General features: G+C 48.1%; 24 protein-coding genes. 14 read left to right on the forward strand and 10 right to left on the reverse strand.

Going from position 1 to position 24,648, the window contains the following annotated elements:
* Positions 1-111 precede the first annotated feature (111 nt).
* Together gyrA and NC981_RS08185 are read left to right on the forward strand one after the other, a co-directional pair.
* A complete protein-coding gene (gene gyrA, locus NC981_RS08180) occupies positions 112-2,685 on the forward strand; it encodes a DNA gyrase subunit A (RefSeq protein ID WP_348242387.1) in 2,574 nt (857 codons plus the stop codon).
* A gap of 103 nt (positions 2,686-2,788) precedes the next feature.
* Positions 2,789-3,001 (forward strand): YgiT-type zinc finger protein, encoded by a 213-nt coding sequence (locus tag NC981_RS08185; RefSeq protein WP_348242388.1) that lies wholly within the window; start codon positions 2,789-2,791, stop codon positions 2,999-3,001.
* A 129-nt stretch (positions 3,002-3,130) separates the two neighbouring features.
* On the opposite strand, the gene NC981_RS08190 is transcribed toward NC981_RS08185, so the two are convergent.
* Positions 3,131-3,358 carry a type II toxin-antitoxin system Phd/YefM family antitoxin gene (locus NC981_RS08190; RefSeq protein WP_348242389.1) on the reverse strand — a complete coding sequence of 76 codons (228 nt, stop codon included), beginning with the start codon at positions 3,356-3,358 and terminating at the stop codon, positions 3,131-3,133.
* A 193-nt stretch (positions 3,359-3,551) separates the two neighbouring features.
* On the opposite strand from NC981_RS08190, the gene apcD reads away from it, so the two are divergent.
* The 3 genes from apcD to NC981_RS08205 all read left to right on the forward strand — a co-directional run bounded on the left by apcD (position 3,552) and on the right by NC981_RS08205 (position 5,919).
* The gene (gene apcD, locus NC981_RS08195; protein ID WP_348242390.1) at positions 3,552-4,037 is read left to right on the forward strand and encodes an allophycocyanin subunit alpha-B; all 486 of its coding nucleotides are present in this window, start codon (positions 3,552-3,554) and stop codon (positions 4,035-4,037) included.
* Positions 4,038-4,168: 131 nt separating this feature from the next.
* On the forward strand, positions 4,169-4,726 hold the full coding sequence (locus NC981_RS08200) for a DUF924 family protein (protein ID WP_348242391.1): 558 nt from the start codon (positions 4,169-4,171) through the stop codon (positions 4,724-4,726).
* Positions 4,727-4,746: 20 nt separating this feature from the next.
* Complete coding sequence (locus NC981_RS08205) at positions 4,747-5,919, forward strand: alpha/beta hydrolase (RefSeq protein WP_348242392.1); 1,173 nt, start codon at positions 4,747-4,749, stop codon at positions 5,917-5,919.
* Between the two features lie 44 nt (positions 5,920-5,963).
* Here NC981_RS08205 and NC981_RS08210 read toward each other — a convergent pair whose 3' ends face one another.
* The 4 genes from NC981_RS08210 to psb29 all read right to left on the reverse strand — a co-directional run bounded on the left by NC981_RS08210 (position 5,964) and on the right by psb29 (position 8,677).
* On the reverse strand, positions 5,964-6,566 hold the full coding sequence (locus tag NC981_RS08210; protein WP_348242393.1) for a Uma2 family endonuclease: 603 nt from the start codon (positions 6,564-6,566) through the stop codon (positions 5,964-5,966).
* Between the two features lie 31 nt (positions 6,567-6,597).
* Positions 6,598-7,275, reverse strand: a complete 678-nt coding sequence (locus NC981_RS08215) for a cation diffusion facilitator family transporter (protein WP_348242394.1) — start codon at positions 7,273-7,275, stop codon at positions 6,598-6,600.
* A gap of 75 nt (positions 7,276-7,350) precedes the next feature.
* Positions 7,351-7,791 carry a cyanase gene (gene cynS / locus NC981_RS08220; protein ID WP_190377036.1) on the reverse strand — a complete coding sequence of 147 codons (441 nt, stop codon included), beginning with the start codon at positions 7,789-7,791 and terminating at the stop codon, positions 7,351-7,353.
* A gap of 193 nt (positions 7,792-7,984) precedes the next feature.
* The gene (gene psb29, locus NC981_RS08225) at positions 7,985-8,677 is read right to left on the reverse strand and encodes a photosystem II biogenesis protein Psp29 (protein WP_348242395.1); all 693 of its coding nucleotides are present in this window, start codon (positions 8,675-8,677) and stop codon (positions 7,985-7,987) included.
* Between the two features lie 135 nt (positions 8,678-8,812).
* Here psb29 and NC981_RS08230 point away from each other — a divergent pair, with 135 nt between their 5' ends.
* Positions 8,813-9,265, forward strand: a complete 453-nt coding sequence (locus NC981_RS08230; protein ID WP_348242396.1) for a hypothetical protein — start codon at positions 8,813-8,815, stop codon at positions 9,263-9,265.
* On the opposite strand, the gene NC981_RS08235 is transcribed toward NC981_RS08230, so the two are convergent.
* Positions 9,237-10,490: a VWA domain-containing protein gene (locus NC981_RS08235; protein ID WP_348242397.1), complete on the reverse strand. Its 1,254-nt coding sequence runs from the start codon at positions 10,488-10,490 to the stop codon at positions 9,237-9,239. The genes NC981_RS08230 and NC981_RS08235 overlap by 29 nt on opposite strands.
* A 173-nt stretch (positions 10,491-10,663) precedes the next feature.
* Here NC981_RS08235 and NC981_RS08240 point away from each other — a divergent pair, with 173 nt between their 5' ends.
* The 3 genes from NC981_RS08240 to NC981_RS08250 all read left to right on the forward strand — a co-directional run bounded on the left by NC981_RS08240 (position 10,664) and on the right by NC981_RS08250 (position 15,516).
* Positions 10,664-11,107: a GNAT family N-acetyltransferase gene (locus NC981_RS08240; RefSeq protein ID WP_348242398.1), complete on the forward strand. Its 444-nt coding sequence runs from the start codon at positions 10,664-10,666 to the stop codon at positions 11,105-11,107.
* 60 nt (positions 11,108-11,167) lie between these two features.
* The gene (locus NC981_RS08245; protein ID WP_348242651.1) at positions 11,168-13,819 is read left to right on the forward strand and encodes a phospholipid carrier-dependent glycosyltransferase; all 2,652 of its coding nucleotides are present in this window, start codon (positions 11,168-11,170) and stop codon (positions 13,817-13,819) included.
* Positions 13,820-13,893: 74 nt separating this feature from the next.
* On the forward strand, positions 13,894-15,516 hold the full coding sequence (locus tag NC981_RS08250) for a radical SAM protein (protein WP_348242652.1): 1,623 nt from the start codon (positions 13,894-13,896) through the stop codon (positions 15,514-15,516).
* Here the strand turns inward: NC981_RS08250 and surE are convergent.
* The gene (gene surE / locus NC981_RS08255; RefSeq protein WP_348242399.1) at positions 15,497-16,174 is read right to left on the reverse strand and encodes a 5'/3'-nucleotidase SurE; all 678 of its coding nucleotides are present in this window, start codon (positions 16,172-16,174) and stop codon (positions 15,497-15,499) included. The genes NC981_RS08250 and surE overlap by 20 nt on opposite strands.
* A gap of 195 nt (positions 16,175-16,369) precedes the next feature.
* On the opposite strand from surE, the gene era reads away from it, so the two are divergent.
* The 3 genes from era to NC981_RS08270 all read left to right on the forward strand — a co-directional run bounded on the left by era (position 16,370) and on the right by NC981_RS08270 (position 20,243).
* Positions 16,370-17,299: a GTPase Era gene (gene era, locus NC981_RS08260; protein WP_348242400.1), complete on the forward strand. Its 930-nt coding sequence runs from the start codon at positions 16,370-16,372 to the stop codon at positions 17,297-17,299.
* 81 nt (positions 17,300-17,380) lie between these two features.
* Positions 17,381-19,264, forward strand: coding sequence for a GTPase (locus tag NC981_RS08265; protein ID WP_348242401.1), 1,884 nt, complete (start codon positions 17,381-17,383; stop codon positions 19,262-19,264).
* Between the two features lie 244 nt (positions 19,265-19,508).
* Complete coding sequence (locus tag NC981_RS08270) at positions 19,509-20,243, forward strand: response regulator transcription factor (protein WP_190377027.1); 735 nt, start codon at positions 19,509-19,511, stop codon at positions 20,241-20,243.
* Between the two features lie 77 nt (positions 20,244-20,320).
* Here the strand turns inward: NC981_RS08270 and NC981_RS08275 are convergent, their stop codons facing one another.
* The gene (locus NC981_RS08275; RefSeq protein WP_348242402.1) at positions 20,321-20,851 is read right to left on the reverse strand and encodes a hypothetical protein; all 531 of its coding nucleotides are present in this window, start codon (positions 20,849-20,851) and stop codon (positions 20,321-20,323) included.
* 163 nt (positions 20,852-21,014) lie between these two features.
* Between NC981_RS08275 and rpsB the strand changes: the two genes are divergently transcribed.
* Together rpsB and tsf are read left to right on the forward strand one after the other, a co-directional pair.
* Positions 21,015-21,797 carry a 30S ribosomal protein S2 gene (gene rpsB / locus NC981_RS08280; RefSeq protein WP_190377025.1) on the forward strand — a complete coding sequence of 261 codons (783 nt, stop codon included), beginning with the start codon at positions 21,015-21,017 and terminating at the stop codon, positions 21,795-21,797.
* 61 nt (positions 21,798-21,858) lie between these two features.
* A complete protein-coding gene (tsf, locus tag NC981_RS08285; protein WP_190377024.1) occupies positions 21,859-22,521 on the forward strand; it encodes a translation elongation factor Ts in 663 nt (220 codons plus the stop codon).
* Between the two features lie 74 nt (positions 22,522-22,595).
* Here tsf and kaiC read toward each other — a convergent pair whose 3' ends face one another.
* On the reverse strand, positions 22,596-24,152 hold the full coding sequence (gene kaiC, locus NC981_RS08290) for a circadian clock protein KaiC (protein WP_348242403.1): 1,557 nt from the start codon (positions 24,150-24,152) through the stop codon (positions 22,596-22,598).
* A gap of 128 nt (positions 24,153-24,280) precedes the next feature.
* Positions 24,281-24,598 (reverse strand): circadian clock protein KaiB, encoded by a 318-nt coding sequence (kaiB, locus tag NC981_RS08295; RefSeq protein WP_190377022.1) that lies wholly within the window; start codon positions 24,596-24,598, stop codon positions 24,281-24,283.
* Positions 24,599-24,648 lie beyond the last annotated feature (50 nt).

The raw sequence follows: 24,648 nt of genomic DNA on the forward strand, positions 1-24,648 counted from the left end.
AACGATTGTAAGGTAGCTCAACTGTATTAGTATTTTCAGGCAAGAGCGATCAACCCTTCGGAACCCCCAAAACTCCGACTATTGTAAAAGTTCAGCAGGATAAATAGGCTCATGGCGCGGACGCAACCTCAATCACAACAGTTAAACATTCTCCCAACCGGACAGGTGATCCCAACTGCTCTACATACGGAGATGCAGCAGTCCTATCTAGAATATGCCATGAGCGTGATCGTAGGACGTGCGCTGCCGGATGTCCGCGATGGCTTAAAGCCTGTGCATCGTCGTATTTTATACGCGATGCACGAATTAGGGCTAACACCCGATCGACCTTACCGTAAATGCGCCCGTGTCGTTGGGGATGTCTTAGGTAAATATCACCCGCACGGCGATCAGGCGGTTTACGATGCGCTGGTGCGAATGGTGCAGGATTTTTCTAGTCGCTATCCGTTAGTTGGAGGTCACGGAAACTTTGGATCAGTCGATAATGATCCGGCTGCGGCGATGCGATATACAGAAACGCGACTATCGGCGATCGGGAATGAAGCTTTATTAAATGAAATTGGCGAGGCAACGGTTGATTTTGTTGGCAACTTTGATAATTCACAACAAGAACCAACCGTATTACCCGCGCAGTTACCGATTCTGTTGCTAAATGGCAGTTCAGGGATTGCGGTGGGGATGGCGACGAATATTCCACCCCATAATTTAGGTGAAGTTATTGATGGGTTGGTGGCGTTGATCGATCGACCTACCTTATCAGATGATGAATTACTCGCGCTGATTCCGGGGCCTGACTTCCCCACAGGCGGCGAAATTCTTGACACAAACGGAATTCGAGAAGCTTACTTAACCGGACGCGGAAGTATTCCCGTTCGTGGAATTGCTAATCTCGAAGAAGTTAGCACTGGACGCGGCAAGCATCGTAGAAGCGCGATCGTGATTACAGAGTTGCCTTTCCAAGTGAATAAGGCAGGGCTGATCGAAAAGATTGCGGAACTTGTGAACACAGGCAAGATCGAAGGCATTGGGGACTTGCGGGATGAGAGCGATCGCGAGGGGATTCGCGTGGTGATCGAACTGCGCCGCGATGCGAATCCTCAAAAAATTCTTAACCTCCTCTACCGACAAACTCCACTGCAAACCAATTTCGGCGTAATTTTGCTGGCGTTAGACAATGCTCAACCGCGCCAAATGACGCTGCGAGAATTACTGAATTCATTTTTATCGTTCCGCGAAACCACCCTAACTCGGCAATATCGCAACGAATACGAGCAAGCCGAAAGCCAACTTCACATTGTTGAAGGTCGATTAAAAGCGTTGTCGAACCTTGATGACGTGATTCAAATTCTGCGGAATGCTCCGGATGGCGGCACTGCTAAACTTCAGTTGCAAGAGCGACTGGATTTGAGCGATCGACAAGCCGATGCAATTCTTTCGATGCCGCTGCGTCGTCTCACCGGAATGGAGCGTCAAAGCCTGCAAACCGAGCATGATGAACTTGTTGTGAAAATGCAGGAGCTAAATAAGCTCCTCAGCGATCGCCGTGAATTACTGAAAGCGCTGAAGAAAGACTTACGATCGCTGAAGAAAAAATACAGCGACGATCGACGAACTAAAATCGTTGCGGCTACAGAAATTGCAGCCGAAGTCAGCGAAAAAGATGATGTTCCTGCGGCAAAATCAACAACAAATTTATCATTTGAGTTTGAGGAAGAAGAACAGTCCGCAGTCGTGGAAGTGACACGGCGCGGATATGTGCGGCGAATGACTCCGAAAGTGTACGATCGCGTCAGCAAAAATCGCAACGATGACACCGCCACGAAAGAACTTGAAGACGGAGACGATTTCGCAACGCAAACCGATTTCACCACAACAGGTAAAACGCTGGTTGTCTTTACGCGCAGTGGAAAAGCTTTTGCGGTGAAAGTCCGCGACATCCCACAAGCAAATAACGGCAAATCGAAAGGGACACCGCTTGTAACCCTCCTGCCACCTGCCGCACAAGCAGAACCGGATTCGATCGCAGGCACGTTCATCCTGCCAGACGCGATCGAGGATCAATTTGTCCTGCTGCTCACCGAACAAGGACGCATCAAACGATTACCACTGTCTGAATTTACAGATTTAACCGGACGAGGACTCACGGCTCTGAAGCTCAAAGAGGGTGATCAGCTTTTATGTGTGAGTCCGGTGCAAGTCGGAGAACAAGTCTTACTGGCGACCTCAAGCGGACGAGTCTTAAGATTTGAGGTGAACGATTTGCAGATTCCGATCGCAACTCGCACCTCTCAAGGTCAAACCGGAATGCGCGTTTCTAAGAAAGAACAGATTGTCGGTTGGGCGATCGCTAACGAAGACGATACGTTTCTGATGATTTCTGATCAAGGTTACGCGAAACACATGGAGGTGAGGGCCTTACGTCGAGCAAGCGCGGGAGAACTCGGAACCCAATCCTTCCACTTCAACAACAAAACCGATGTAGTGGCAGGAATCGTTGCCGTATTACCTCAATCGCTGGTGTTCCTGTTAACGAATGAGAATCACTTAGCGCGGATTGATGTAGACGAGATCGATCTGAGCGCGAGAGACGATCGTGGTAGTCGAGTCGTCAAACTGAGCAAAACTGAGCGGGTGACTCATGTAAGTTTGCCTGTGCTGTATGGAGACGAGGAAGCGATCGAATAGATCGATGTTGCGGTGGGCAGATGGCTAAATCTCTGATCACCGCGACACAAATGAATTAAAGCTGCGACTTAAAGGATCTTGTTAGCTTAGGTAGCGCAAAAAAATGATTTGTGAATCTTGTAGCGGACAACCTATCTTCAGAAAAGTGAGACGACAACATTGGCTAAACGACAGACTCTACATTGTTGAAAATGTTGATGCTGAAGTTTGTCCAGACTGTGGAGAGCGCTATTTTCATGCCACCGTTTTAGACAAAATCGATCGACTACTCACCGCAGAACATATCCGGTCAAGCAGCTCTCCGCAAGGAGCATGACTTCCCAGATGGTGATAGGACTTAACCATAATTCAGTGTCGGAGTCTGAGATTATATTCTTCAAGTTCTGGGAAAGTTGTGGGTCATCAAACAGATACCAGAGTCAAATATGCGTATCCAGCAGGATTTTTATTGCAGCACTTCCCAAGGCTGCTCAATGGGAGAAACGATATCACCTAAAATTTCACCACGACCTTTCATACATCCAGCAGCAGGACGGGGCTTATGAGATTGCGCTGGAGTGATGATCGCAATAGGTTTGCCCTCATGAATTACAGTGAGGGGTGTATTGGTTCGTTGAAGTTCTGACAGTATTGCTTGCAGAGTTTCAAGAAGGTCATTCGTCGTAATCGTCATTGAGTTAGATTGAATGAATAAAATAGAGTTTATTCGTTACTCATTTTCTTGAGTTGATTTGAGGCATCCGCGATCGCACCCGCCACACGACGAAATGTAACGATTTGTCAAGGCAAATGAGAGAATCCCCTTTCGCATCGTGCCCGAAACTCGGTAAACTACAAAGTGACTTCTGAGATACTGCAATAACAACATGAGCGTAGTTAGCCAAGTTATCCTACAAGCCGACGACGAGCTTCGTTACCCAACGAGAGGCGAACTCAACGGGATAAGAGAGTTTTTTCAAACCGGAGAACAGCGCACTCGGATCGCGAGTGTTTTGTCTGAGAGCGAAAAGAAAATCGTAGAACAAGCCAGCAAGCAATTGTGGAAAAAACGCCCCGATTTCATTTCTCCGGGCGGTAACGCTTACGGAAACCGGGAACGGGCGCTGTGTTTACGCGATTACGGCTGGTATTTACGCCTAGTGACTTATGGCATCCTCTGCGGTAGCACTGACCCGATCGAGAAAATTGGCGTGATCGGTGCGCGGGAAATGTACAACGCGCTCGGTGTTCCAGTTCCGGGAATGGCAGAGGCAATTCGTTGTCTCAAAGAAGCTTCTCTGGGTCTCCTGAGTGAAGCTGATGCAGCAGAAGCGGCTCCCTACTTCGATTTCATTATTCAAGCAATGTCATAAGGCATTCAACTTAATCGACTCCCCGGAGTCTCTGGCAGACGATCGTGACACTATCGCGGCGTTTCTGGAGATTTCGGGGAATTTGCTTTTTAAAGTTCCGAAATTTTGTAGAAATTGATTGGAGAAAAAAGATGTCTGCAACTGAAGTTTTGTCATTCTGGTTCGGGGACAAGCTAGAAATGCGGAAGGAATGGTTTACCAAAAATCCAATTTTTGATGCAGAGGTACGATCGCGCTTTCTGTCGCTTTACGAGCAAGCTGCATCGAATCAGTTGGACGACTGGAGCAATTCTCCTGAAAGCTGTTTAGCGTTGATCATTGTGTTAGATCAGTTTCCGCGCAATCTGTTTCGGGGCACACCTCGATCGTTTGCGACAGATACTAAAGCATTAGAAATTGCGAAAGATGCGATCGATCAGCAATTTGATCAGCAAGTTACCCCAGTCCAGCGATTCTTCTTCTATTTGCCGCTCGAACACAGTGAAAATCTCGACGATCAAAACGAATCAGTCCGTTTATTTGAGCAATTTAAAGGCAATCCTGAGTTAGAAGAAATCTACGATTACGCTTTGCGCCATCGAGCGGTAATCGAGCAGTTTGGGCGGTTTCCTCACCGCAATCAAATTCTGGGTCGTTCTTCTACGCCAAAAGAAATCGAGTTCCTGAAACAGCCTGGATCGTCGTTCTGAAATCTTTTTAAGCCAAAATCATGAACATTGCCGCTGACACGATTCCCACGCTTGAGCAAATCAATCAAACAAAATCTGCGATCGATGCCTATATTCAATCTCTCAATCAGAATTCTGATGGTAGAGACGGCGCACTGCCGTATTACTTATTTCACGAACCGGGTCGATCGATTCGCGGCACGGTAATGATTTTTCACGGATTCAGCGCTAAACCGCATCAAATGTGGCGATTGGCAGATTATCTCTTTCGCAATGGGTTCAACGTTTATCAACCCTCGATCGCAGGACATCCGCTCATCAATCCAGCCAAAAACTGGTGTCAGGTCGATCTCAAGCCCGAATATGCAGAACCGATTAAAGAAAAGGTGCAAAAAGATCCGGTGCTGCAAGCGTATATCAAAAACTTCACGAATAATCCAGGAGCTACCCGTCCCGGATTTATGCAACAGATGGGATTGATGGCGCGATTAGTCATGATTGAGCCGCAACTGCTCGATATTATCAAAGCGCTAGAATTGCCCGATGATCCAGATTTCGATCGCTATTTCATTTCTTCGCATTTACGCTATCTCACCGAAGCGCAAGCAAGATTAAACGAACTTGCGGCAATGCCGGGAGATATTTTCACGGTGGGCTTGTCGGTTGGCGGTGCGGCTGCCTTGGGATTAGCGGCATCGCGTCCCGATCGCGTCCGGAGAGTGGTTGCTTATGCGCCCTTGCTGAAGATCTACGGGGAAGAACGGCGGCGCTATGTGAACTTAGCAGGCCCGTTGGACATTAGCGAATCGGGTTGGGATGCGAATTTGAGATTTCCGGTTGGATGTCTGACGGCTGCCGATCGCTTTGGGAGCAGCATGGTTTTGAGTGACAAATCGGTGCGATCGCTCTCAAACATTCCCACGTTCTTAGTCTTGACTGAGAACGAAGATGCAGCCGATATCGAAACGAATCAAGACTTTTACCAGCGCATCGGTGGAGAAGGCGAAGGACACCGATTCTTCCTGTATCCCAAAGAAGATCTCGTGCCGCATCCGATGGTTGATCCAACTGAAGTCAGCCAAAATATGAGTAATCGATTCTGGCAGAGCCTGTATCAGGAGACGTTCCGCTTTTTGACTGCTGGACGAGTAAGCACGACCAACTTGCATAGCATTGAGCAAGATCCAAATTTACCGATCGTGCCTCCTGTTTAATTGCAGTTGCGATGGGTGCTTTCTGAACACAGCGATAAAAGCACTCATCGCCCAGCGTTGAGAATTTGTTCTGCGGTAAGTTGCAAGTGTGGAAATGTGAGAGAAATGACGCAATTGCTCCCCTGAAATCGCTTGACTTGATAGACTCCATCCACCAACGAGTACACGCTAACGGTCGGACGTTTCGGAGAACCAATATACTTTGCTGCTCCAAACGGATCAGGATCAACAATCCAATATTCTCGAATTCCTTTGTTTTGGTATTCTGTCACCTTCTCGCGGTAGTCTTGCAGCGCAGTGCTATCGCTGACAACCTCCACGATTAGAATGGCAGCAGTCGTTAAGATAGCAGGTCGATCAATAGATTCTTCAACTGCTTCGATTGGCACGATCGCGACATCTGGAAGGCGAGAGGTGTTTTCTTCTGTTTGCTGTCCAGGATCGCGATGTGCTTCCCAAGGGAGCTGTCGCCGAGTAATCTCATCGTCGAATGCGCGTTCTAGAAATTTAGCAATTCGATAATGTAACCAAATAGGCGGAGTCATTAGCTGTAATTCTCCCCGGACTAATTCGTAGCGCTCTTGACTTGTTTCACAGAAGTCCAAATATTCCTGAAAAGTCAGTTTCTTCGTCTTTGCGATGTTCATGCGATCGTGCCTCGCCACTCCGGTAAGACAATCATAGCGAGCGTCGTAGTTCTTGAATACTCTGACGAATTAGGGGAATCGTTGACACTAAGATTAATCCGGCGATCGCTAAGCTAATCGCGCCATCTGCCCACATCCAATGAAAAACAGCAACGGAGAGCGCTGCAACAATCACCCCAATCGCTCCTAACGCGTCCGCGACAACGTGCAAAAATGCCGCACGTAAGTTCAAATCGTGATCGCTGCCTTGATGCAAGATTGCAATATTAATACCATTCACCGCTAAACCAACGATCGCAGTAATTAGCATCGGTAAGCTAGAGATCTCAGGTGATGTTGTTTGAAACCGGGCGATCGCTTCCCACATAATCCACAGCGACACTACGATCAGTCCAACTCCGTTTAGCAAAGCTGCCCAAGTTTCCGGCGAGCGACTCGGTTTGATGGTAACGGTATTCTCGCCGATCCAGCCCCACTGCATCGGAGCCTGAGCCATCCGCGTCGCTAATAATGCCAACACCAGCGCAAAACAATCAGACACTAAATGTCCTGCCTCCGCCACCAGCGCGAGACTGTGACTCGATACGCCGATCGCGCCTTCAACTCCGGCAAAGCTGCCTACCACAATCAGCGCAGATAAAAGCTGACGTTGCTTGGTTTGGGGATCGTGGACAGGACAGGCGCAATTGAGAGAATGAGGAGCGTGCATCGGCATCTCAACGAATACAACGGGATCATTGACTGTGACCAGTGTAGATGAGTTTCCGCTGAACGCTCCAGAAATCTACCACTTCTTGTAGGGCAGGAATTTACCATTCATGGTCAAAAGGACGCGATCGCCCTTCGGATCTTCGATTTTCTCGATGTCGAGGGTGAAATCGATCGCGCTCATGATGCCATCCCCGAATTTTTCATGAATGACTTCTTTGATCGGCATTCCGTAGACCTGCATGATCTCGTAAAAGCGATAAATCAACGGGTCAGTCGGAACAACAGGGCCTAAACCTTTCACAGACGATTGAGTGAGTTCTGAAGCAAGATCCTGACTCAATCCCAAAGCGTGTAATAGCTTTGAGGCTTCATCTTCAGAAGCCGTCGCTTGGCGGTAAAACAGGGACGCAATCCAAACTTCGTCGCGTCCGAGCATGGCTTCTAGATCGGCGAAGCTCAACCCCTTTTCCTTTTTTGCGGCTAGGAGTTTTTGTGTGATTTCTGGGATAGTCATGGGATGTATCAAATTCGGGTCGGTTCTACTTGTAGGCGAATTTGATTCTATAGATTTGTTGCGATCGCTACCGTTCGCTCATTTGGAGCGATCACGATTCCTGCCAAAATAAATAGAGACAAGTCACCGACTTGTCTCTACCATCGTTTGGATTTCCCGACACAATCCAGGAATACAGCAATTAAGATTCAGTTTAAGACTCAGTAGTTGCCTCGTCTTTCGAGGGTTCGACAGTTTTTGCTTGGGCGCGTTCCTCGCGTTTCTTGCGATCGGCAGCCAGCGCATCTGCAATCACCGCTTGAATCTGCGTCATTTTCTCCAGATTGCTGCGGTACAGTTCCAAATCTTTTTGCATCTTGTCTTGCGACACGTTCAAGGCTTGACCGACTTGTTTTAAGGCTTCAGTTAGTTTGGCAGTATCCTTGACCGAATCGGGGCTAGCCGTTTCGAGAACCGTGTACAAACCAACCGCAAATAAACGGCTGTATTTGAACTTCGGATTTGATGCGATCGCGGCTAACACCTCGCGAAACTCACCCGCCTTGTCGGGAATTACAAGGTTCTCCCAAGGATTTTGCGATGCGGCAGAAAGTAGGTGCTGGGCATCGTTGCGATACTGTTGCGGATCGGATTCGAGGGCGCGACAGAGCGAGCTGAAAATCGATTCTTTGTCGGCTTCAGGGCGATATCCCTGCATAAAGCGATCGAACGTCGTCACCACACCCAGCGCATAGAAGGGGTCGTAGCGGAAGTCCGTGTTGACGGCAAGCAGGTGCATTTCGACCATCAGTTCTTCCACCACTCGCCGGAAAATCGAATTCACCGGACGGGTGTGCAGATTGTAAAACGATCGCTTGGTATCAGAAACGGTACGAACACTATTCACGGGATTTTTCGGGGATCTACGTTAAACCATTGTAGAGGGTAACGGGAGATCGATATTGTTTTTGCCGCGATTCGCTCTCAATTTAGAAATTGTGAGCTGTCAGAATTGTTCAAATTGGTTTTAAGGGAGATGGGTATGAAAACGGTGGCGACGGTAGCGGTGGCGCTTGCAGTGTTGGGTCAGGGTGTAGCTATCGCAGCGCTACCCGATGTGGAGACGTATGAATTTGTGACTAAAAAATACAATTTGCTGATGCGTCAGAGCCGCGATGGCTGTGTTTTTTATGCTGATCCAAAATTTATCGTGGCGCGAAGCGAAAAGCCCGATCGCTCCGATAAAAATATTCGTCAACTGATTGTGTTGCAAACGATGACGAAAGACGGCGGTTCGGCTTGTAGTGGTGTGTTTCAGTTTCAATATGCGGATGTGAATTGCAGAACCAACACAGTCACCTACACGGATGGTGTTGGTTCTCCCGCAACTTGGAAAACGGCTAGCTATTCTGATCCCGCAATGGCTAAGAAAATCTGCGCTTTACCGACGGTTGAATTTGCCACGCCTACTCAGAATCTGCCACCCGCAAGATAGTTTTCGAGACTAATCGCGTTTTTTTGCGATCGGCTTCCGATAGCTCTCCGCCTGCATTTAACTGAGTTGCGTTATTTTGCAAAACGGTTGCGGCATTGCGATCGCCCAGTTGAAGCGCGGTTTTTGCCGCCGTTTGCAGCATTGTGACAGCACCTTGACGATCACCCTGCTGTAATTTCGTTTCGGCGATTTGGGTTTGGCGGTATTTCGCAAGTGTCAAGATATTCTGCTGAACCTCCGGGTCAAGTTTGGGTTGATATTGTGCTTGCGAAGCGATTTCGACGGGGAAGGTTTCGGACGCGAATCCGGTCTGTCTTGCTGCGGGGTCATCGTATCTAATCTGAACTGCGGCGATCGTGTTTTTCCCTTCGGGTAACTGATTGACATAAAGATTTGCCAGAATTACACGGGGCGCATTGGTCATCAAGTCGCCTAATCGGACGATCGCTAAATTTCCTTCTTGCTGTACCAAAAGTTCGATCGTTTCGGGAGCAACTTGGGCGATCGGTTTAAGTTCTGCAAGCCGAGTTCCAGGAGCCAGCGTGAGGTGCAGAAACGCATTGGTAAGTCCGATCGATTGAATGCGATCGAACAGTCGTCCGAATTCTGTTACCGCTTGTTCAGGTTCCTGAATGTACGAGAGCGCTCCACCACCCGCATCGGCAATCTTTTCTAAAACATCTTGATTCCAAGAGTCGCCAAATCCAAGGGAATTGATCGATAAACCCTGATTGGTGGCAACTTGAGCCAGCTTGAGGCAGCGATCGTTATCGCCATGCTCGTTTTCGCCATCGGTGAGGACAAACAGTTGCGAAATGGCTTCTCTTTTACCTTTAGCAGTTTCTTCGATGCCCAATCGAATGCCCTCGTCGATCGCTGTTCCGCCTGCAGCTTCGAGGCGATTTAATGCTGCTTTAAGACGGTTTGGATCATCGACGATTTGATTTGGCAGGAGAACTTTGGCTTTGTGGTTGAACGTGACGATCGACAGCCGATCTCCTGGTGACAAGCGATCGATTAATCGTTCTGCGGCTTGCTTGACGGTTGAGAGCGATCGTCCTTCCATCGAACCGCTTTGATCGAGTACCAGACAGAGATTAAGCGGCACTGTGCGACCGGAGGAACTGGGGAGCGCTTCAATTGCGATCGAAAGTTGTCGTTGGCTACTTGATTGAGCAGCGTCTAGATGAGCATCACTCAGCGCACACTTTAAACCGACTTGCATTGCAATCACTCCATCTGTGGAGAATTCAAACTTGCTAACAACTACAGCTTATCTCAGGCATTCTCCGCATTCAGATTCCCGCCTTTAGAGTCAGCCATCTTGACGAAATTTGCCCCAGATCAATTAGTATCTTTTAAGTCTGCATTGCTCAGGTTGTCGCTCAAACATTATTCATGCAAGCCAATTCTCTCGTCATTAAAGTCGCATCGTTTGAGCGCGATTACAGCGATATTGTCGCGATTCGGACACGGGTTTTTCAGGAGGAACAAGGAGTCGATGCAGCGCTGGAATTTGATGGGCGGGATCAAGCCGCGACGCATTTTCTAGCGTATTGGGGAGAAAGAGCGATCGCAACGGCGCGGATTCGATTTCTATATGCAAGGACTGCAAAATTAGAGCGGCTTGCAGTTTTAGCGACCTTCAGAAATCAGGGAATTGGTAGAAAAACTGTAGAAACTGCTCTAGAATTTTTGGCTGATAAAAACATCTCTGATTTACGCATTCATGCTCAAACCTCAGTCGTTGCGTTCTATCAGCAATTAGGATTTGTTACGGAAGGTGAGGAGTTTGAAGAAGCGGGGATTCTGCATATCAAAATGAACTACAAATTTCCGTGACTAATGGACTACAAATGAACTACAAATTTTCGTGACTTTAGTGAACTGGGATTGACGGGAGTGATTGCAAAGCAGCAAGAGCAAAAGTGGGTAAAAGGCTTCTGGGTCGTGGCAATCGCTTGGGCGATTGGGGCGGCGATCGATCGCATTTGGTTTGCCGTTGATCGATCGATTCCTGCCTGGGATCAAGCCGAATATCTAACGGGCGCAATGAACTTTTGGCGGGCTTTTCAGCAACCGGAGTGGTTTTCTCAGGCTTGGTGGACAAGCGTTTGGTTGCTTTCTTCTAAAATGCCACCACTTGTGTATTTAACGACTGCACCATTTATTCATTCATTCGGTTCTGGACAAGATCGATCGACGCTCGTTAATTTGCTATACAGTGCAATTCTACTTGCATCAGTTTATGGATTAGCGGTTCGATTATTCAGTGTTCAAGTTGCGGTCTGGTCGTTGGTATTGTGTTTAATATTGCCTGGATTATATGTAGTTCGGTTAGATTATTTGATCGATTTTCCACTGGTCGCGATCGTTACGCTGACGTTTTTTTGTCTCACACTCTGGGCAACAGAAACAATCTCGCCTAAATCTCATCATTTGTCGGCGATCGATGATCAAGCTGCTTCTGTACCCATTACACAATCGTTTGCGATCGTACAATCTTTTTCATTTCCAAAGATTCAATCCTTACGATCGTGGTTCTATGCGGCTGCATTTGGGATTTCATTCGGACTTGCATTTCTGACAAAACAACCTGCACTCTTTTTTCTGTTTACACCGATCGTTTGGCTTAGCATTCTCGCAATCAGAAAAAAAGCATGGCAGCGATTGCTGCAATTAGTCTCAGGTCTCATCATTGCGGCTCTAGTCTGTTTGCCCTGGTATCGAACGAATTGGCTGATTATTCTTACGGCAGGAAAACGCGCAACTGTAGATAGCGCGATCGCAGAAGGCGATCCACCGTTGACCAGTCTGGAGGCTTGGATTTATTACTTCAAGGCTCTACCCGCTTTAGTTTCTGTACCGCTATTCGTCGTGGGCTTGGTGGGATTGTTGCTGTACTGGAAGCGATCGGTGATCCAAGAACAGTGGGAATGGGTCGACGGGCGATGGCTGAAAATCGCAGATTATGGCGGTCTGGGCAGACGGGGATACCGCCGCGAGATTCATCACGCTTGGTTGCAGTCGGTTCGCTGGTTATTGATCTTTTTGATTGGCGCGTACATTCTTTGTTCTGCAAATGTGAACAAAGACGATCGCTATATCGCACCCTTGCTACCTGTGTTGGCGATTTTACTCGCACAAGGATTGCTGTTATTTCCCGATCGCTTACGCATTTTTCGCTGGGGCGCGATCGTGCTTTCAACCATTTTTATGATCGCGAATCTATTACCGATGCAATACAGTCCTCGATTTCTGCAAACGGCTCACGCTCGTCATGCAGTGCTTTCGAGCAATTGGCATCAAGCGGATGTCGTGAATGAAGTGATTAGTGCAGAACCATATTTGCAAAGTACGATCGGGGTTTTGCCGTCGCTCCCAGAATTGAATCAGCACAATCTGAATTACGCTGGCATCTTAAGAAATTATCAAGTGTATGGGCGGCAGGTCGGAGCTGATCGAAAGCAGGTTGAACCGGATGCGCGATCGCTCTCCTGGTATGTGACAAAAACAGGCGATGCCGGATCAATTCGTCGTCCAGAAGCTTACACTGCGGTCAGCCGAGCGATTGCCCATAGGCCAGATTTCCTGCTGCACAAGTCCTGGGAACTGCCCGACAACAGCAAACTCGAATTGTATCGTCGCTCGATCGCACCCGTGCGCGTCGCGCCCTCTCCTCAACCCGCCGAGCAAGTCAAACTCGAACAAATTCGCATTCCCAACCAAGCCGCTCCCGGAAAGCCGATGCCGATTACCTACCGTTGGTCAGGTTCTTGGAAGCAGTTACGCTCTGGCTCTGTGTTGCTGACTTGGACGCGAATTGCGGACGATACCACTAAAAAGCCTAGAGAGCGATGGTTTCACGATCACGCGATCGCGCTAGGTACGCTCCATTCTCCCGCAAACTCTGATAACGCTGCTTTCCAAGTCACCGAGAGCATTGCTGCATTACCGGCTCCGAATACTGAAGGCGTTTACACCCTCAGGGTTGCCTATCTCAATCGCGAGACCCAAGCGACTTACGCGATCGACAGTCCTGATGTGCGCTTAACCATCGCTCCAACCGCTATGATCGAATCGCCCGAAGTGGATGCCGTGACTCAACTCCGCGCCCTCGCTGCGACCATGCCACAGGGAATTAAGGCGCTTGATCGTATCTTTGCAAAAGTTGGACAACTGAATCAATACGATCCGAATCAAGATTACGTTACACAAGCGAGACAGATTCTAGAATACCGACTACAACAGGAACCGAATAATCTAGAGTTCGCTTATGGATTAGCTTTAGCGAATGTTTTGAAACGGCGGGTACAACCCGCGATCAACGCTTTTGAGCGTGTGACTCAACTCGATGCCAGAAATCCGATCGCCTACGCTTATCTTGCTTTTGTCAATTTGTATGATTTTCGTCCTCATGCAGCACAAAAGGCAATTAATTCTGCGATCGCGCTTGATCCGAAACTCAAAGAACTGCATACGTTGAATGCTGTTGCTGGATTGATGCAGGGAAATTTGGTACAGGCTTGGCAGGAATATCAGCGATCGCGCTAAAGTTCCGCCCACGGCATCAACATTCGAGTGCTAGGCTGAAGGAGCGCAACTTATTTGAGTTTGATCGTTTTCCAGTGACTTCTCCTTTCTCGTCCGAACGCCTATTGTTCACGCCTGCAACACCGATCGCAGACGCAGTTCCGCTTATCTTTGCTTTTCCAAACGAATACAGTGTCGGAATTACGTCACTCGGATATCAAGTCGTTTGGGCAACGCTGGCAGCACGATCGGATCTCGATGTGGCGCGATTGTTTACGGATGTGCATGAATCTTTGCCGTCTGAACCAGAGCTATTGGGCTTTTCGATGTCCTGGGAATTGGATTATGTCAATATTTTGGGACTGTTGGAATCATTAGACATTCCGATTTGGAGCCGCGATCGCACGGATGAGCATCCGATCGTCTTCGGTGGCGGCCCGGTACTCACCGCGAATCCTGAACCCTTTGCAGATTTCTTTGATGTGTTCTTACTTGGAGATGGAGAAATTCTGCTGGATGCGTTTATCAATGCGTATCAAGAAGTTCGTCACGCCGATCGCGCCACACAACTAAGGTATCTAGCACAAGTACCGGGAATCTATGTTCCAAGCTTGTATGAAGTGACTTACGAAAGTGCAGAGGGTGCGATCGCGGCAATTGTTCCGACTGATTCGACTGTTCCCGCTCAAGTTCAGAAGCAAACCTATCGCGGCAATACGCTTTCTGCTTCGACTGTTGTGACCGAGAAAGCGGCTTGGGAAAATATCTTTATGGTCGAAGTGGTACGGAGTTGTCCGGAGATGTGCCGTTTCTGTTTAGCAAGTTATCTCACCTTACCGTTTCGGATTGCAGATGTCGAAGCTTCATTGATTCCAGCGATCGAACAGGGCTTGAAGTACACCGATCGATTAGGCTTACTGGGTGCATCGGTGACACAACATCCAGAGTTTGAGAGCTTACTGGACTATCTCAATCAACCCCAGTTTGATCAAGTGCGATTAAGCTTATCTTCGGTACGAACCAATACTGTGACCGAAAAGCTTACACAAACATTGGTGAAACATGATGCGAAGTCCATCACGATCGCTGTTGAAAGTGGCAGCGATCGCATCCGGCAGATTATCAATAAAAAGCTGGCAACCGATGAAATTACCCAAGCTGCAATCAACGCTAAAGCAGGCGGGTTAAGTGGGCTGAAGCTTTACGGCATGGTGGGACTTCCCGGCGAAGAGCAAGAAGACTTAGAACAAACCGTTGCAATGATGCGATCGCTGAAAAAAGCGGCTCCAGGTTTGCGGCTGACACTCGGATGCAGTACCTTTGTGCCGAAATCACACACTCCGTTTCAATGGTTTGGTGTGAATTCGCAATCCGAAAAACGCCTACAATTCCTGCAAAAACAACTCCGATCGCAAGGCATTGATTTTCGTCCTGAAAGCTACAACTGGTCCGTGATTCAAGCAATCTTATCGCGAGGTGATCGCCGACTTTCTAAGTTTTTAGAACTCGTCCGTAACTATGGAGATTCACTCGGCAGCTATCGACGAGCATTTAAGGAACTGAAAGGACAGTTACCAGATTTGAATCATTATGTGTTCGATCGCTGGGAACTCGATCGCGTGCTGCCGTGGAGCCATTTACAAGGGGCATTACCGCAAACCACGCTAGAGAAACATTTAGCAAGTGCGATCGATCAGTTCAAACCTTTAACTGTGTAATCGCAATCTGACCCGATAAGCAAACATCCACATCAGAACCTCGATCGCGCTTTCGTGCCCCATAGTTACCACAGTAGTAAAAATCATCGCCCTCAATGCGAAAATCACTCGGAAGCGGTTGTGTGCAAGGTTCGCAGAAGACAATTTTCGGATCAGGCGCATCCGGCTCAACATAGGGAAGATTTACATTCCAGTAGAATCCCGGCTCATAGGAACGATCGCTCAATTCCTGCAAAACTTTCGCGGCGAGATTAGCCGATCGATTCCAATCCACCGGAATCTTACCTTTCTTATATTGCGAAATGGCAATCCCTGGAACGCGATGAAATGCTGCTTCTCGAATGGCTGCAACCGTTCCAGAGATATAAACATCAACGCCCATATTTCCACCTGCGTTAATACCAGATAAAACCAGTTTTGTATCAGGAAAAAGATAGTTTAGAGCAATGCGACTACAATCCGCAGGAGTGCCAGCGATCGCATATTCTCGATCGCTGCGTTTTTCCACTCGAATCGGTTGAGTCGTTGTCACTTGATGACCACAGCCGGAATAGTGACCGCTCGGTGCAACCAACACTCCGGTTCCATTTACCGCACTTAACAATGCCCGAATTCCCGGCGCATCAATGCCATCGTCGTTCGTCAAGATAACCGTCATCAGTCTCCCAAATAAATTCCGAGTTCACGCGCAGTCTTCACCAGTGTACTGTCTGCATCGCATCAAGCTCCAGTAGCCGATACTCGTTAAAATTCCGATTCGTTTGACTTCAGCCATAATCCCATACACTGAATAAGCTGTGAGTTTAGTACGATCGAAACCAACAGTATCCAAGATTACAGAATAGATTTAGGAATGTCAGAAGAAACAGACATTTTCACGATTCCCACCGCACCCGAAGATTATCGATCGGGCTTTGTCGGCATCATTGGTCGTCCCAATGTTGGCAAGTCCACGATTATGAATTTCCTGGTGGGTCAAAAGATTGCAATCACCTCCCCAATCGCACAAACCACGCGCAATCGGTTACGCGGCATTCTCACCACGCCTGAGGCTCAGATTATTTTCGTAGACACCCCCGGAATTCATAAACCGCATCATCAACTCGGACAGGTGTTAGTCAGAAATGCTAAGGGCGCGATCGATGCGGTTGATGTGGTCTTATTTGTGGTGGATTGCTCAGTCGAGCTAGGTGGCGGCGATCGCTATGTTGCCGAACTGTTGGAGCAAACGGAAACACCTGTGATTTTGGGTTTAAACAAATCAGATCAGCAGTCTGATGATGCTTTAGATAGACAGTATCGGGAATTAGCAGAAAATAGAGGCTGGACGATCGCGAAATTCTCAGCGCTTCAAGGCGATCACATGGAAGCACTGCAAACCGCTATCATCGAAAAGCTAGAACCGGGGCCATACTACTATCCGCCCGATTTAGTCACCGATCAGCCAGAGCGCTTCATCATGGGCGAACTCATCCGAGAGCAAATTCTACTTTTGACCCGTGAAGAAGTGCCGCATTCAGTCGCGATCGCGATCGAAAGAGTTGTCGAGGAGCCGAAGCTGACACGAGTTTTTGCCGCAATTAACGTCGAGCGTCCTTCACAAAAAGCAATTCTTTTAGGAAAAGGAGGCAGCATGATTAAAACGATCGGTACTGCGGCTCGCGAACAGATGCAAAAACTGATCGAGGGCAAAGTGCATCTAGAGTTATTTGTGAAAGTGCTGCCGAAATGGCGACAATCGCGGGTACGATTGGCTGAATTTGGCTATCGAGAAGAAGATTAACGATCGTTCACTAAGTCTCTAAAACTCGCCCAAATTTGTACACTTTTGTACACTGAAGAAGACAAACGTTGGTGTCCTCTTATGGTGCGATTGCGGATTTGGCAATGGATTGTGTTGGCCCTTCCGATCGCGCTTGTGGTCGGATTTCTACTTGTTGCCGCAGGCTTGCAAATTCAAGCTTGGGGCATTAGCTGGATTTGGGCGATCGTCGGATTAATCTTCTTCGCTTGGCGATGGTTGTTAGTTAAATGGACACAACCCGCCTTACAGCAAGTTGAAGCCATTGTTGCCGAACTATCCGAGGAAGCAACCGAGTTAACGGATTCACCCGCAACTGAAGTTACTCGAAAAGTTGAAGCCGAAGTCCAAAAGATTTTGACGGAAGCACAATCTGATTCGCCGCTCTGGGAAGACTGGAATACTTTTTGGCAGCGCTGTTTGGGCATGATTCGAGCGATCGCATCAGTCTACTACCCAGAAGCTCAGAAACCCTTATTAAACATCTATGTTCCGCAAGCCTACACATTGTTGCGCGGAACAGTCGATGACTTAGATCAATGGATGCGCCAACTATCCCCTGTGCTAAATCAAGTCACGGTAGGACAAGCAGTACAAGCTTACGAGATCTATCAAAAACTTGAACCCTCCGCCCGAAAACTTTGGAAGGCTTGGGGTTGGGCACAATGGTTACTAAATCCAGCCGTAGCAGTCACTAAAACCGTCACACAGCGTAGCGGCAATCAAGCTACACAAGAACTACTCGGAAATCTCAGTCAGCTATTGCGAGAAGCCGCATTACGAAACTTAGCTCGACAAGCGATCGCGCTTTACAGTGGCACAACTCCCCCAGCATTAACAACGATCGGGCAACCTGCTACACCTAAGTTTCAAACCCTACGAGACATCATTGCTCAAGCAAATCCAACGGATGTCGTCGAACAAAAACCTGTCAGCCTATTGTTAGTGGGTCGCACCGGAGCCGGAAAAAGCAGTGTGATCAATACTTTGTTTGTTGAAGCTCAAGCCCAAGTTGATGCGCTCCCTTCAACCGATCAGATTCAAGACTATCAGTGGCAAACAGAAACCGGAGATACACTTACACTCTGGGACACACCCGGGTACGAACAAGTCGAGCGTCCTGAACTACGTGATCGAGTATTAGACTATGCCAGAAACACGGATTTAGTGTTGCTAATCACACCTGCACTCGATCCAGCCTTACAGATGGACTTAGACTTTCTGAGTGAACTACGATCGCTCTCATTACCAACCATTGCGGTCGTCACTCAAGTTGATCGCTTACGTCCAATTCGCGAATGGAATTCGCCATACAACTGGCAATTCGGCGATCGACCAAAAGAAATCTCAATTCGTGAAGCAGTTGCTTACCGTCAAGAAGTATTAGGTCACGTTTGCTCATTTGTGCTGCCGCTTGTGACCCTTGGAAACAATCGTGAACCTTGGGGAGTAGATGCCCTATCGATGTCGATTCTCAACACGATCGATCCCGCTAAACAAGCCCGGCTTGCTCGATTCATGCGAAACATCGATGCTCGAAGCGCCGCAGCAGCAAAGATTATCGATCGCTACACCTTCCAGATGACCACTACTCAAGGTCTAACTACCTTTCTAAAAAGTCCCATCCTGCGATTCATCTCAGAAATCACAACAGGTTCACCTACGCTTGCATTTCTCTTAGCCGAACGCATTCCGATCGAACAATTGCCGATCGTCATTGGCAAACTACAGATGGCTTACGATCTCTACACACTGCTACAACCTAAAACTCCACTTGACCTTAAATCACTGTGGAACTTGATTGTAGATAACACAGCCACTCCGGATCGGGTTGCTTGGGCGTTTGGTCATGCACTGACCGAATACTGGACACAGAATTTATCGATCAACCAGCTTGAAGTCCGCTATCACAACTATCTCAGCCCTGAGCAACAATCTCCCAAGTGAAGCACAGATTATTACAAATTGTGTGTTTCTAGCACAATCAAACCATTAAATTCGACGATTCCGAACAATTAAAGCTTAATCTAGTTTTAAATTCAGATTAACCTTGAGCATCGCGAGTTTGTTTATTGTATTGAAGGGTTTGTTCGCCAACAATTCCAGATTACTTTTTATTGTGAATGTTCTTCAAATTTCCACCGATTGACAACTCTGAGCAGTTTGCTCGATCGCTGTTATTGGCTCACTTATGCGATCGCCTGGATTATCCATTACGCCTAGTTTTTATCAAGCCTCTATCTTAGTGATTGACGATGAAACTGTCATTCTCGAATCGCTCACTTCAGCCCTGACTCAAGAAGGATATCGAGTCTTGACAGCCAGAGATGGACAGCACGCACTTGATATTATTGAATCCCTAAAGCCCGAAGATCCGGCGATCGAACTCATCATCCTCGATCTCATGCTGCCTCGCTTAAGTGGACTTGATTTATGTCAAATTCTGCGTCAGCGAGGAAACACAGTTCCAATTTTGATACTAAGTGCCCGCGCCAGTGAAACTGATATTGTTGTCGGTCTAGAAGTCGGTGCAGATGACTATCTCACCAAGCCGTTTGGACTGAGAGAACTGATTGCACGCTGTCGAGCATTGCTGCGCCGTCGATCGCAAGACCAACCCGAAACACAGGCGATTTTGCAATACGAAGAGATCACACTGTATCTGCAAGAGTATCGCGTTTTCGTGCGGGGACAGGAGATCAATCTATCCCCCAAAGAATTCTCCCTGCTAGAACTGTTCATGAACAACCCGCGCCGCGTGCTCTCGCGAGAACAACTGTTAGAACAAGTTTGGGGAATAAGCTATCTAGGTGATTCTAAAACCGTAGATGTGCATATTCGCTGGTTGCGCGAGAAGCTAGAACTTGATCCAAGTACACCGCTATACATTACAACCGTTCGCGGATTTGGCTATCGATTTGGATAGCAATCTAACGACGATCGCCCCGATATTCACCTACAGTGCAGGGACGATTCGGCGAATCCTACGGGAGCACGATCGACCTACGTTAACCAGGTTCCCACCTGCGGCACGATAAATTTGTTGACCAACCATCCCACCCACAAGCCCTCCCAGCCAATTATCGTTAACGTCCGCATCACAGACGATCGGCGAAATCCTGCTCGTTCCATCCGATACTTCGCTCCCCCAACCGCCCACAGCCAAATGCCTGTCGCTACCAACCCCGCCGCACTCCACCGCGCCAACTCTGCGTTTTGATCCCGCAGCAGCACTCCTGCGATCGCACTCACGCCCGCCAAACTCAGCACCACTAGCCCGCTTCTACCCAACTGAAGCGATGACCCAACCGCTACTGCCAGCGCCGCCAGCGCCGCACAGACCCAAATGCCAAACGCCACCCGCGAAGCAGCAAGCCCCCAGCCAGCCAGCACATAGACAATCCACAGCAATGTCAGCCCAGATAGCGGAACGCGATCGAGTTCCCGGCGTGGAACCCGAAACGCCGCGATCGCGCTTAACACTCCTCCCAAAACCGTAATCAGCACATCTATCTGTGTCGGAACCTGAAGCATTCAACCATCCTTAGAAACCCAAACTGCCTCCAGGTTATCAAACCCGTTCATGTGTTACCCTAGATAAGCTGTTAAAACTCTCACATTCAGGATTTCGGGTGGTGCATTCTAACGAATCGCTGCTTTCTGAATGGACGATAAACCCGAACTAGGAGATCAATTCATGCCAGTTGTTTCGTTGGCTCAACTACTTGAGTCGGGAGTCCACTTTGGGCATCAGACCCGCAGATGGAACCCCAAAATGAGTCCCTACATCTACACCGCTCGTAACGGTGTACACATCATTGACCTGGTGCAAACCGCTCAATTGATGGACGGCGCATATAACTATGTGCGGACTGCATCAGAACAAGGGAAAAAATTCTTATTCATCGGCACAAAGCGTCAAGCTGCGGGCATTATTGCTCAAGAAGCAAGTCGCTGCGGCGCATATTACGTCAACCAGCGCTGGCTAGGTGGAATGCTCACCAACTGGGCAACGATCAAAACCCGCGTTGAGCGCCTCAAAGATCTAGAGCGCCGAGAAGAAACAGGCGGACTCGATCTGCTGCCGAAGAAAGAAGCATCGGTGCTGCGTCGGGAATTGGAGCGACTCCAGAAATATCTGGGCGGTATCAAGAATATGCGGAAGCTGCCTGATGTGATCATCATGGTCGATCAGCGTCGGGAGTATAACGCAGTTCAAGAATGCCTGAAGTTGAACATTCCGATCGTGGCGCTCCTCGATACCAACTGTGACCCCGATACCGTTGATGTCCCGATTCCGGCAAACGATGACGCGATTCGATCGATCAAGCTGATCGTCGGACGCTTAGCGGATGCAATCTACGAAGGTCGTCACGGTCAACTCGAAGCCGAAGAAGAGTACGACTACGAAGGCGCAGAAGAAGAGTACGAGTACGACGAAACTGAAGTTTCGGACGACGAAGAAAGCGCAGAATCATAGGACAATGTGGAGGAGAATATTTCTCCTCCATCCTCTCTAAAGACATTGGGAACTGAGGCAAATGGCAGACATTTCAGCAAAAGCGGTGAAAGAACTGCGCGAAAAGACGGGCGCAGGGATGATGGATTGTAAGAAAGCGCTGACCGAAAACGGCGGCGACATGGAAAAGTCGATCGATTGGCTTCGTAAGAAAGGCATCGCGTCGGCGGGCAAGAAAGAAGGCAAAATCACGGCTGAAGGTCTGGTTGACAGCTATATTCACATCGGCGGACGGATCGGTGTTTTAGTAGAAGTGAACTGCCAAACGGACTTTGTGGCGCGCAACGATGCGTTCAAAGAGCTAGTTCGGAATATTGCCAAGCAGATTGCCGCCAGCGCGAATGTAGAGTATGTCCGCGTTGAAGATATCCCGGCAGAAATTGTCGAGCGGGAAAAATCGATCGAGATGGGCAAAGATGATATCGCTGGCAAGCCCGACAACATTAAGGAAAAGATCGTTCAAGGTCGGATCGATAAGCGCCTGAATGAAATGTGCTTGTTGCCCACTCCTTACATCAAAGATCCGAATATCACCGTTGAAGAATTGGTGAAACAGAACATCGCGCAACTCGGCGAAAATATCCGGATTCGTCGCTTTGTTCGCTTTGTTTTGGGTGAAGGTATCGAGAAGGAAGAAACCGACTTCGCTGCAGAAGTCGCCGCACAAATGGCAGGCGGAAAGTAAGGATTTGATTGAAACAAAAAAGCGAGGAGACAATCTCCTCGCTTTTTTGTTTCATGCCTTGGGTGCGACGATCGTTAACTCTTATCCTCGCTTCGCAACCCTTTTGTAATCCGAGACAGATCGCTCTTCTCGTCGATCGCAACCCGAGTCGGCGACCCACTAATAATGCGCTCAAAATTGCGGAACGAATCCTTAATCTCAGGCCCTTGATCGCTGATTGTATATTCCCGGATTCCTTTATCGTGCCAAGATCCGCGCATCTTAAACACATTCAGCGCTCTCGACATTTCTCCCCGAATTTCTACATATTGCAGCATGATAATCGTGTCGGTAATCGTCGAGATATGCGAATCCGTGATCGAATGTGACCCCATAAATTGATCGGTGGTGTTCGTGAAGAAACCTGTAATCTCTTCTTGCTTTGCGAATCCAGTCACCCCAATCACAAACTGACGAAACGCATTATTACTCACCCCTCTTGCCAGCGCCGAAAGCGAATCGATCGCAATTCGAGACGGCTTGAATTCTGCAATTTCAGATTTAATAATCTGCAAGTGATCCTCAAGTCCTGCCGACTCCGGATACGCGCAAATAATTTTCAATAAGCCCTTTTGCTCTAGATCTTCAAAGTCAATGCCCCAAGAGTAAGCGTTTCTCGACAGTTGAGCGCGAGACTCCTCGTAAGCAAACAGAATCGCCCGATCGCCCCTGGTACAAGCTTCTTGTAAAAACTTGCTCACCAGCAGCGTTTTTCCGGTTCCGGTTGCACCCGTTGCCAGAATGATCGAATCTTTGAAAAAGCCGCCGCCGCACATTTCGTCGAGCGTTTTTACACCTGAAGAGACGCGCACATTCGACGATCGCTGAGTCAAACGCATCGCGCCCAACGGAAAGATATTAATTCCCTGATTCGTAATCGTGAACGGATACTCTCCTTTCATATGCGTCGTGCCGCGCAGCTTCAGAATCTCGATCGTTCTTCTACGTCGTTCGCCTTCCAGCACATTTCGCACGATCGCAACGTTATCCGAAACAAACTCCTCTACTCCAAACCGCGCCACCTGACCATATTCCTCGACGCGCTCTGTGGTCATAATTGTCGTTGCGCCCACTTGTTTGAGCCGCGCTACTAGGCGAAAGATCTCGCGCCGCACCACCGATGCTGCATCATACTGTTGAAACACAGCCGTCACTGAATCGATCGACACCCGCCTCGCTTTGTATTTACGAATCGCATACTGAATGCGTTCGATCAAAGCGGATAAATCAAAATTTCCAACGACATCTTGACCCTCTGGATCGGGAGAAGCATCAAGAATAAACAGCTTTCCTTCATCAATAAATTTTTGAAGATCCCAGCCGAAGCTAAAGGCATTTTTGATAATATCTGCGGGCGATTCTTCAAACGTGACGAATACGCCTGCTTCATCAAACTGAGTAATACCGTTGTAAATAAATTGAACTGCAATCAGCGTTTTTCCAGTGCCAGAAGTGCCGCTTACTAAAGTTGTCCGACCAATCGGTAAACCGCCATGACTAATATCGTCAAAGCCTTCAATCATCGTGCGGATTTTCTGGACACCCAAAAGTTCGGGAGGGTTACGTTGTTCGATCGGGTTGCTCGAAGTCATAGGGTTAGAATGTCACACAAACGGAGCAAGCTCCTTATTAATTATGAAAAGAATTAAAACGGGACTGATTCATCTATTTACCACAAAACTTGCAACTAAAAAGTCTGATTCAGTGTTGTCAGGCTGTTTTATTCTGCATCAATTTCTTCTTCGCGTAATTCTTCATAAAGCAAATCCAGTCCAATTAAAACTTTTTCTCGATCGGACAAATCTCCAATAATTTTACGCACAGGTGGGGGTAGAATTTTCGCCAATGTGGGTGTTGCAAGAATTTTGTCTTCTTCGGCTAACTGCGGATTCTTTAACACATCAATGACTTTCAGCGCATAAACACCTTGAAACTCCTTTTCAAGAATATTATTCAGCATCTTTAGTGCACGAACCGAGTTTGGTGTATTGCCGGCAACATACAGCTTCAAGACGTAGGTTTTTTTCAAAGGACTCATATTTTAATCGATCACGATGAACACTAGCGTAGCGCTCACGATGGGCTGAA

Origin of the sequence: Leptolyngbya sp. DQ-M1, from assembly GCF_039962505.1 — a bacterium.
GTDB lineage: Bacteria > Cyanobacteriota > Cyanobacteriia > Leptolyngbyales > Leptolyngbyaceae > Leptolyngbya.

Coding starts and splice junctions, on each gene's coding strand:
- NC981_RS08265 (WP_348242401.1), top strand. CDS start 17,381: ATGGTGCGATTGCGGATTTGGCAATGGATTGTGTTGGCCCTTCCGATC.
- kaiB (WP_190377022.1), bottom strand. CDS start 24,598: ATGAGTCCTTTGAAAAAAACCTACGTCTTGAAGCTGTATGTTGCCGGC.
- NC981_RS08235 (WP_348242397.1), bottom strand. CDS start 10,490: ATGCAAGTCGGTTTAAAGTGTGCGCTGAGTGATGCTCATCTAGACGCT.
- rpsB (WP_190377025.1), top strand. CDS start 21,015: ATGCCAGTTGTTTCGTTGGCTCAACTACTTGAGTCGGGAGTCCACTTT.
- NC981_RS08270 (WP_190377027.1), top strand. CDS start 19,509: ATGCGATCGCCTGGATTATCCATTACGCCTAGTTTTTATCAAGCCTCT.
- NC981_RS08190 (WP_348242389.1), bottom strand. CDS start 3,358: ATGACGATTACGACGAATGACCTTCTTGAAACTCTGCAAGCAATACTG.
- NC981_RS08240 (WP_348242398.1), top strand. CDS start 10,664: ATGCAAGCCAATTCTCTCGTCATTAAAGTCGCATCGTTTGAGCGCGAT.
- NC981_RS08185 (WP_348242388.1), top strand. CDS start 2,789: ATGATTTGTGAATCTTGTAGCGGACAACCTATCTTCAGAAAAGTGAGA.
- NC981_RS08205 (WP_348242392.1), top strand. CDS start 4,747: ATGAACATTGCCGCTGACACGATTCCCACGCTTGAGCAAATCAATCAA.
- NC981_RS08230 (WP_348242396.1), top strand. CDS start 8,813: ATGAAAACGGTGGCGACGGTAGCGGTGGCGCTTGCAGTGTTGGGTCAG.
- apcD (WP_348242390.1), top strand. CDS start 3,552: ATGAGCGTAGTTAGCCAAGTTATCCTACAAGCCGACGACGAGCTTCGT.
- gyrA (WP_348242387.1), top strand. CDS start 112: ATGGCGCGGACGCAACCTCAATCACAACAGTTAAACATTCTCCCAACC.
- tsf (WP_190377024.1), top strand. CDS start 21,859: ATGGCAGACATTTCAGCAAAAGCGGTGAAAGAACTGCGCGAAAAGACG.
- surE (WP_348242399.1), bottom strand. CDS start 16,174: ATGACGGTTATCTTGACGAACGACGATGGCATTGATGCGCCGGGAATT.
- kaiC (WP_348242403.1), bottom strand. CDS start 24,152: ATGACTTCGAGCAACCCGATCGAACAACGTAACCCTCCCGAACTTTTG.
- era (WP_348242400.1), top strand. CDS start 16,370: ATGTCAGAAGAAACAGACATTTTCACGATTCCCACCGCACCCGAAGAT.
- NC981_RS08210 (WP_348242393.1), bottom strand. CDS start 6,566: ATGAACATCGCAAAGACGAAGAAACTGACTTTTCAGGAATATTTGGAC.
- NC981_RS08200 (WP_348242391.1), top strand. CDS start 4,169: ATGTCTGCAACTGAAGTTTTGTCATTCTGGTTCGGGGACAAGCTAGAA.
- NC981_RS08275 (WP_348242402.1), bottom strand. CDS start 20,851: ATGCTTCAGGTTCCGACACAGATAGATGTGCTGATTACGGTTTTGGGA.
- cynS (WP_190377036.1), bottom strand. CDS start 7,791: ATGACTATCCCAGAAATCACACAAAAACTCCTAGCCGCAAAAAAGGAA.
- NC981_RS08215 (WP_348242394.1), bottom strand. CDS start 7,275: ATGCACGCTCCTCATTCTCTCAATTGCGCCTGTCCTGTCCACGATCCC.